The organism is Nisaea sediminum, from assembly GCF_014904705.1.
In the GTDB taxonomy this organism is placed as follows: domain Bacteria; phylum Pseudomonadota; class Alphaproteobacteria; order Thalassobaculales; family Thalassobaculaceae; genus Nisaea; species Nisaea sediminum.
Genome location: NZ_JACZCQ010000007.1, coordinates 84,626 through 92,832, shown reverse-complemented (window position 1 = coordinate 92,832; position 8,207 = coordinate 84,626). Strand labels below are relative to the sequence as shown.

Sequence of the window (8,207 nt, the reverse complement as noted above, 5' to 3'; positions counted from 1 at the left end):
GCTTCGGATCGTCTTTCGGAAGGAAGTCGTCGCCGAAGAACTGGATGTCGTAGGACACGATCTCGTAGCCGAGGTCCAGAAGCTGCGGGATCAGCAGGCTCCCAACATAGCCCGCGCCACCCGTGATCAGAACCTTGTTGAAACGTCGTGACACGAATTTCTCTCCTTCAGGAACATCCAGCATTCGGATCGGGATCATGCCCGGCTATGGAGAATTTTTCCATCCCGCTCGCAAGTCCGCTAGCCGGACGGCGGCGGGAAGACCGCGAGCATAGACCCCGAGAGTTTCTGGACCCGGACCGCCGCCGCCGCACCGAGGCCACGAGAGATATTCTGCATGCTCTGGATCAAGGTCTCACGCGTCAGGTCCATCTTATTCTTGCGGTACTCGTCCAGGGCGACCAGCACCAGCCTGGCATCGTTATTCCGGAACAGGTGACCTTCGAACGGCGTCAGCTCCAGACCTTCGATTTCCGTCATTATGGCTTCGGTTGCTCCGCATTCGCCGTTCAGGGAGATATGATCGGCCAAGCTCTCGCCGAAGGCATCACGAATCGCCGATACCGCGCCCGCGCGGTCGTCGATCGCCGATTGGACCGCTCCGAAGAGCCCCTCTAGATCACGGTAAACGGGGGTCACGAGGTTCGATAGAAAGATGCTCTCGATCCAGTTCGTGTAAGGCGCATAAGCCGCAACCGGCACGCCAAGGACCATGGCCTCTGTACCTGTAGTGCAGGTGTTGTGGATCAGTATGTCAGCGCCGAGCAACCAGGGAACAACCGTCCCGGCAAACATGACATGAATCCGATCTTCGCCGGCCAGGCTTTGCCGCCAGAACGCGTGATCCTCCGATGGATGCGGACGCAGGACGATCTGATGGTCCGGAAACCGGTCCCTGAGCGCCCGGACCATTTCCCCGAAACGCACCAGATTGGTTTCTTCGAAGTCGAAAGTAGCCTCGAACCAAGCCCGATCATCCGGATTGTCCCATCGCGCATATCCGACCCGCTCGCAGATCTCGACGAACCGCTCCCGGCTGCCGTGGCCGGTATTCCCCGCGCCGAAATTCGTATTGACGAGAATGTAGCGGCCGAACCGTTCGCGAATGCGTCCTACATCCCCTTCGAAAGCTCTGGTCATGGCAGGAGACAAGAGATCGAAACGGGGATTGCCCGTCACCACGAACCGCTCCTCGTGCTCGGGAAAAGCGTTCTGAAAGATCCGGTGCTGATTGCGCCCCTGGAGGAAGAACCGATCCAGATTCCCGAGGAATTCCGAGGTCACGCCCTGTAGAACAAATCTCCTGTCTGCCATGGCCGTGACTTCTTCGTCGATCGCCACGACACGGTGCCCGCAATCCTTCGCATGCTTCGCCCAATTCGTCTGGATCTGATTGCTGCCCTTGAGGAACACGGCGCCCGGCAGGAACTGGTCGAGGTTCCGTACCATCGACCACTGGTCGCCGATAATCACCACATACCCGTCTGCAACGGCACGCAGAACCAACGGGAGGCGCGCGTTCAATTCGCGGGCGACCTCCTCGATCGGGAGGTAAAGACGTTTGTAGCGCATGATCGCCGATCGCATGGATGGAAGACACCGCGATTAATAGACGGGCCGCCGGGCCGACGGCAAGAATTCGCAGCGCCGGCCCGCCTGAAGAGCAGGCTGTTCGCCGGCGCTCCTCTCCCGCCGCTTGCAGAACAGTTTCTGCCCCTTCCGAGCTTGCCCGGCACGGCCGAACCCTCTATCCAGAACGGAGCGGCCCGGGACACTGACGTGACGGGCGCCCCGGAACACTACCGGGGCCGGATAGATCCATGAAAAAGGATATCCGCGGCGGCTCGTGGGCGGAGAGGCATTCTCCGCGTCCCCGTGCGCGCGGCGGTGGGGATGAGATGAGCATGACCAACGAGACTTCCAGCGAAAAACAGGGCGTGATGATCTGCGGGCATGGCAGCCGCGATCAGGCCGCCGTCGACGAGTTCGCGAAACTCGCGGTCCGGATCAAGGAAAAGCTGCCGGACATGCCGGTCGATTACGGCTACCTCGAATTCGCCACCCCGATCATCCGCAACGGCCTCGACGCGCTGCGCGAACGCGGCGTGACCGACGTGCTCGCCGTTCCCGGCATGCTGTTCGCCGCCGGGCACGCCAAGAACGACATTCCGTCCGTCCTGAACACCTATGCGGCCGGCGCCGAGGGCGTGACGATCCGCTACGGGCGCGAGCTCGGCATCGATCTGAAGATGATTCGGGCCGCAGGAGAGCGGATCGAGGAAGCACTGAAGGCCGCCGGCGACGGCGTCTCGCGACATGAAACCATGCTCGTCGTGGTCGGACGCGGTGCCTCCGATCCGGACGCCAATTCCAACGTCGCCAAAGTCATGCGCATGCTCTGGGAGGGCATGGGTTTCGGCTGGGGCGAGACCGCCTATTCCGGCGTCACCTTTCCTCTGGTCGAACCGGCGCTCGAGCATGCCGCCAAGCTCGGCTACAAGCGCATCGTCGTCTTCCCTTATTTCCTCTTCACCGGGATCCTGGTGACGCGGATCTACGACTATGTCGACAAGGTCGCCGCGCGCCATCCGGAGATCGAGTTCGTCAAGGCGCCCTATCTGAACGACCATCCGCTGGTGATCGAGACCTTCCTCGACCGGATCCGCGAGATCGACGAGGGCACCGGCAACATGAACTGCCAGATGTGCAAGTACCGCCAGCAGGTGCTCGGCTTCGAGGCCGAAGTCGGCCTGCCGCAGGAGAGCCATCATCATCACGTCGAGGGCATCGGCACCGGCCCGGGCCATGATCACGGGCACGATCATGATCACGATCATCATCACGGCGACGGTCACCATCACGGCCATAGTCACGGGCACGGCCATTCCCACGATCACGGTCATGACCACGGGCACGATCACCACCACCACCCGTATCCGCATGCGGACCATCCGCTCGGCCCGCGCACGCTGACCGACAACTGAGTCCCGCCGCATGTCCGCGCCCGTCTTCTCCTATGAGAAAGATCCGGATGCCATCTACCGGCAGTCCTTCGAGATCGTGCGCGCCGAGACCGACCTCGCGCGCTTCGATCCCGCGGAGGCCGAGGTGGCGGTGCGACTGGTCCATGCCTGCGGCATGCCCGAGATCGCGCCAGACCTGATCTTCAGCGACGGCGCGGTTGCTGCCGGACGCGCGGCCCTGGCGGCCGGGGCGCCGGTGATCTGCGATGCGGCCATGGTCGCGCACGGCATCACTCCTCGCCTGCTGCCGAAGCAGAACGAGGTGGTCTGCCTGATCCGCGATCCCCATCTCCGCGCGCTCGCGAAAGAAGAGGCGACGACGCTCTCCGCCGCCCAGGTCGGGCTCTGGCGCGAGAGGCTCGGCGGCGCTGTGGTCGCCATCGGCAACGCGCCGACGGCACTCTTCCGGCTGATGGAGCTGATCCTCGACGGCGGCCCGCGCCCGGCGGTGATCCTCGGCTTCCCGGTCGGCTTCGTCGGCGCGGCGGAATCGAAAGCCGCTCTGGCGGATACAAAAGGCCTGCCACCGTTCCTGACTCTCAAAGGTCGGCGCGGCGGCAGCGCCATGGCCTCGGCGGCCGTCAACGCACTCGCCATTCTCGCCGGCAAGGACCCCGCACCATGAGTATCGAGTCCCCCTGGCTCCGCATCATCGGGATCGGCGAAGACGGGCTGGACGGTCTCTCCCGCACCGCCCGCGAGCTGCTGGACGGCGCCGAGATCCTGATCGGCGGCGCGCGTCATCTCGCCATGCTGCCGGAGGACGGCCGAGAGCGGATCGAATGGCCCTCGCCGCTGCAGAGCTTCGTCGACAAGATCCACGAGCTGCGCGGCCGGAAGGTCGCCGTGCTCGCGACCGGCGACCCGATGCACTACGGCATCGGCGCAACCTTCGCAAAGGTCCTGCCCGTCGAGGAGATGATCGTCGTACCGGCTCCCTCGGCTTTCTCCCTTGCCGCCGCCCGGCTTGGCTGGCCGCTCGCGGAAGTGCGGACTCTGACCGTCCACGGCCGTCCCCTCGCCCTGCTCGCCGCCGCCCTGTATCCGGGCGCACGGCTGATCCTGCTGAGCGAGGGACGGGAAACGCCAGGCAAGGTCGCCGCCTTTCTGACCGGCGCCGGGTTCGGCAAGAGCGCGATCACCGTGTTCGAACATATGGGCGGCGCGAAGGAAGCCCGGCTGGACGGCATTGCCGAGAGCTGGGCCCATGCGCCGGGGGCAGATTTCAATACCGTCGCGGTGCAGCTTTCGGCGCCGGACCGCCCGGTCACCCTCGGCACCGCGCCCGGCCTTGACGACAGCTTCTTCGAGAATGACGGCCAGCTCACCAAGCGCGAGGTCCGCGCCGCGACGCTGGCCGCGCTGCGTCCGGGACCGGGCCAGCTGCTCTGGGATGTCGGCGCAGGGTCCGGCTCGATCGGCATCGAATGGATGCGCGCCGATCCGCTGGCCCGTGCCATCGCCATCGAGCCAAAGGCGGAGCGGATCGCGCGGATCCGCCGCAATGCGGAGACTCTCGGCACGCCCTTCCTGAAGATCGTTGAGGGCCAGGCGCCGGACGCGCTCGATGGACTTGAGGAACCGGACGCCATCTTCCTCGGCGGCGGCATCACCGCGCCCGGGCTTCTGGAAATCTGCTGGAACGCGTTGAAACCCGGCGGCCGTCTGGTCGCAAACGTGGTGACGCTCGAAGGCGAGGCCGAGCTGACGGAGGCCCGCGCAACCCTCGGCGGCGAACTGATCCGGATCGCGGTCTCGCGGCTGGAGCCGGTTGGCCCCTATCACGGCTGGCGCCCGCTGATGCCGGTCACGCAATGGATCTGCCGCAAGCAAGGTCCGGGAGGAAAGGGCTAGATCATGGGCGGATTTCTGACCGGCATCGGCGTCGGCCCTGGCGATCCCGACCTCATCACCCTGAAAGCGGTAAAGCGGCTGCAGGCGGCGGACCTCGTCTGCTATCCGGCGCCGGAAGTGGGCCAGAGCCTCGCCCGCCGCATCGCCGCGCCGCACATCCCGCACGGGCTGGAGGAATACGCGATCCGCATGCCGATGGTCGCCTCCCGCTTCCCCGCCGCGAAGGTCTACGACGAGGCAGCGAGACATATCGGCGCCGCGCTCAGGGCCGGACGGAACATCGTCGTGCTCTGCGAGGGCGATCCGTTCTTCTACGGCTCCTTCATGTATCTCTACGAGCGGCTTGCGAAAGACCATCCGATTGAGGTGGTGCCCGGCATCTCCTCGCCGATGGCGTCCGCCGCCGCGCTCGGCGCCCCGCTGGTCTCGCGCAACGACGTGCTGACGGTGCTGCCCGCTCCCCTTGAGAACGAAGACCTGCGCCGCCGGATCGAACTCGCGGACGGGATCGTGATCATGAAGATCGGCCGCCACTTCGCACGTATCCACGCGCTGCTGACCGAACTCGGCCACGCCGACGAGGCCCGCTATATCGAGCATGCGACGATGCAGAACCAGCGCTGCCTCGCCCTCTCCGAGGTCGATCCGGAAAAGGTGCCCTATTTCTCCATGATCCTCCTGCACAAGCGCGGTGAAGCCTTTCTCGAAGGAAGTGAGCTATGAGCGTTGTCGTCCTCTCGCCCTCCGGTCTCGCCACCGGACGGAAGCTCGCGGAGAGCCTGTCGCAGGAGCTTCATGCCCGCGCCGCGCCGGCGGACGCGGTCTTTGCCGATGTGGCGGAGCATCTCCGCGGCCTCTTCATCGCGGGCGAACCAATCCTCTTCGTCGGGGCGGCCGGCGCGCTGATCCGGCTCCTCGCGCCGCTGCTCGCCGACAAGACGGCCGAGCCGCCGGTGCTCGCCGTCGCCGAGGACGGCTCGGCGGTGATCCCGCTGCTCGGCGGTCATCGCGGCGCCAACGATCTCGCCCGCAAGGCGGCGGATGCGCTCGGCGGTGTCGCAGCGATCACCACCGCGAGCGACCTCGCGCTCGGCCTGGCCCTCGACATGCCGCCCGCCGGCTGGCATCTAGCACCGGACAGCGACTGCAAAAGCGCCGCCGCCGCGCTGCTGCGTGGCGAGAGCGTCGCCATCGATCCGGCGCTCGACTGGCTCGCGGAAAGCGACCTGAAGCGGGACGATAAGGCGACGCTGAAGCTCTCCGCCTCGATCCGGCGCGCGGAACCCGCCCCGAATTCTCTGACCTATCACTCGGAGCGCCTCGCCATCGGCGTCGGCTGCGAGCGCGACGCGGCGCCGGAGGAACTGATCCGTCTCGTCGAGCAAACGCTCACCGAAGCCGGTCTCGCGCGGGAGGCCGTCGCCGGGATCTTCTCCATCGACGTGAAGATGGACGAGGCCGCGGTCCATGCCCTCGGCGCGCATCTCGGCCGCCCGGTCCGCTTCTTCGACGCCGTTCGGCTCGAGGAGGAGACCCCGCGCCTTGCTACGCCGTCGGAGGTGGTCTTCAGGGAAGTCGGCTGCCATGGCGTCAGCGAAGGTGCGGCACTTGCCGCCGCCGGGCCGGACGCGGCGTTGATCGTGCCGAAACGGAAGTCGAAGCGTGCGACCTGCGCCATCGCAGAGGCGCCCGCGATCATCAACGCGAAATCGACCGGCGCCGCGCGTGGCCGCCTCGCCCTCGTCGGGATCGGTCCGGGCAGCGCCGACTGGCGTACGCCTGAGGCGTCAGCCGCCATCCGCGCAGCCGAGGTGATCGTCGGCTACGGGCTCTATATCGACTTGCTCGGCCCGCTCGCGGCGGGCAAGGAGCGGCACGATTTCGCCCTCGGCGAGGAGGAAAAGCGGGCCGCCTACGCGCTCGACCTCGCGGCGGAAGGCAAATCCGTCGCCCTCGTTTCCTCCGGCGATATCGGCATCTACGCCATGGCGACACTGGTCTACGAGTTGCTCGACAAGGCGGGCCGCAAGGACTGGGAGCGGCTTGAGGTCTTCGTCACCCCCGGCATCTCCGCCCTGCAAGCCTGCGCGGCGCGAATCGGTGCCCCGCTCGGCCACGATTTCTGCACCATCTCGCTTTCCGACCTGCTGACGCCCTGGGAGGCGATCCAGACCCGCGTGAAAGCCGCCGCCAAGGGCGATTTCGTGATTTCCTTCTACAACCCGGTCTCGATGCGCCGCCGCACCCAGCTCGCCCATGCCCGCGAGGTGCTGCTGCAGCACCGTCCGCCGGAGACACCAGTCATCCTCGGCCGCTCCCTCGGACGGCCGGACGAGACGGTGACGGTGACCACGCTGCAGGATCTCTCGGTCGACCAGGTCGACATGATGACGCTGGTGATGGTGGGCTCGTCCGAGACCCGCTATGACGGCAAACACGTCTATACCCCGCGCGGCTATGCCGGGAAGGCGGGTACTTCAATTCGCGCGGGCGAGAAGAAAGACGAGGCGGCGGAATGACGGTCTATTTCATCGGCGCCGGCCCGGGCGATCCGGACCTGCTGACCATCAAAGGCCGCAACCTGATCGCGCGCTGCCCGGTCTGTCTCTATGCCGGCTCGCTGGTGCCGGAGGCTGTCGTCGCCCACGCGCCGGAAGGCGCGCGCGTGATCGACACCGCGCCTATGACGCTGGACGAGATCATGGCCGATATCGAGGCGGCGCACGGACGCGGCGAGGATGTCGCCCGCGTGCATTCGGGCGACCCATCGCTCTACGGCGCCATCGCCGAACAGATCCGCCGCCTGCGTGCCGTCGGTATCCCGTTCGAGATCATCCCGGGCGTGCCGGCCTATACCGCCGCCGCCGCCGCCCTGCAGACCGAGCTGACCCTGCCGGAGATCAGCCAGACCGTCATCCTCACCCGCACGACGATGCAGTCGAGCGCGATGCCCGAGGGCGAGGAGCTGGAGGAACTCGGCCGCTCGAAGGCGACGCTGGCGATCCACCTCTCGATCCGCAACCTGCGCCATATCGAGCGCGCGCTGACCCCGCATTACGGTGCCGACTGCCCCGTCGCGGTGATCTACCGCGCGAGCTGGCCCGACCAGCAGGTGATCCGCGGCACGCTCTCCGACATCCGCCAGAAGGTGCGCGAGGCGAAGATCACCCGCACCGCGCTCATCCTCGTCGGCCGCGTGCTCGGCGAGGAGGAGTTCCGCGACAGCGCGCTCTACGACGCCGCGCATACGCATGTGCTGCGACCTGAGGCGAAGGTGTGATCCGAAACGGGTTCGACCCGCACCGAGGGCTGCGTTAACCTTTTCCCGGG

8 protein-coding genes are annotated in these 8,207 nt (G+C 66.4%); 6 read left to right on the top strand and 2 right to left on the bottom strand.

Features of this window, described 5'->3' with window-relative positions; genetic code table 11:
- Together IG122_RS17350 and IG122_RS17345 are read right to left on the bottom strand one after the other, a co-directional pair.
- A partial coding sequence (locus IG122_RS17350; protein WP_226893701.1) for an NAD-dependent epimerase/dehydratase family protein occupies positions 1-184 on the bottom strand: 184 nt, incomplete at its 3' end.
- Positions 185-240: 56 nt separating this feature from the next.
- Complete coding sequence (locus IG122_RS17345; RefSeq protein ID WP_193186527.1) at positions 241-1,572, bottom strand: surface carbohydrate biosynthesis protein; 1,332 nt, start codon at positions 1,570-1,572, stop codon at positions 241-243.
- A 332-nt stretch (positions 1,573-1,904) separates the two neighbouring features.
- Between IG122_RS17345 and IG122_RS17340 the strand changes: the two genes are divergently transcribed.
- From IG122_RS17340 to cobM, 6 genes are read left to right on the top strand one after another with little or no spacing between them, the layout of a single operon-like run.
- Positions 1,905-2,984, top strand: coding sequence for a sirohydrochlorin chelatase (locus IG122_RS17340; protein ID WP_193186524.1), 1,080 nt, complete (start codon positions 1,905-1,907; stop codon positions 2,982-2,984).
- Between the two features lie 10 nt (positions 2,985-2,994).
- Complete coding sequence (locus IG122_RS17335; protein ID WP_193186521.1) at positions 2,995-3,648, top strand: precorrin-8X methylmutase; 654 nt, start codon at positions 2,995-2,997, stop codon at positions 3,646-3,648.
- The gene (gene cbiE, locus IG122_RS17330) at positions 3,645-4,877 is read left to right on the top strand and encodes a precorrin-6y C5,15-methyltransferase (decarboxylating) subunit CbiE (protein ID WP_193186518.1); all 1,233 of its coding nucleotides are present in this window, start codon (positions 3,645-3,647) and stop codon (positions 4,875-4,877) included. Before IG122_RS17335 ends, cbiE begins: the two co-directional genes overlap by 4 nt.
- 3 nt (positions 4,878-4,880) lie before the next feature.
- Complete coding sequence (gene cobI, locus IG122_RS17325) at positions 4,881-5,600, top strand: precorrin-2 C(20)-methyltransferase (RefSeq protein ID WP_193186515.1); 720 nt, start codon at positions 4,881-4,883, stop codon at positions 5,598-5,600.
- Positions 5,597-7,396, top strand: a complete 1,800-nt coding sequence (cobJ, locus tag IG122_RS17320; protein ID WP_193186511.1) for a precorrin-3B C(17)-methyltransferase — start codon at positions 5,597-5,599, stop codon at positions 7,394-7,396. Before cobI ends, cobJ begins: the two co-directional genes overlap by 4 nt.
- Positions 7,393-8,157 carry a precorrin-4 C(11)-methyltransferase gene (gene cobM, locus IG122_RS17315; protein ID WP_193186508.1) on the top strand — a complete coding sequence of 255 codons (765 nt, stop codon included), beginning with the start codon at positions 7,393-7,395 and terminating at the stop codon, positions 8,155-8,157. Before cobJ ends, cobM begins: the two co-directional genes overlap by 4 nt.
- Positions 8,158-8,207 lie beyond the last annotated feature (50 nt).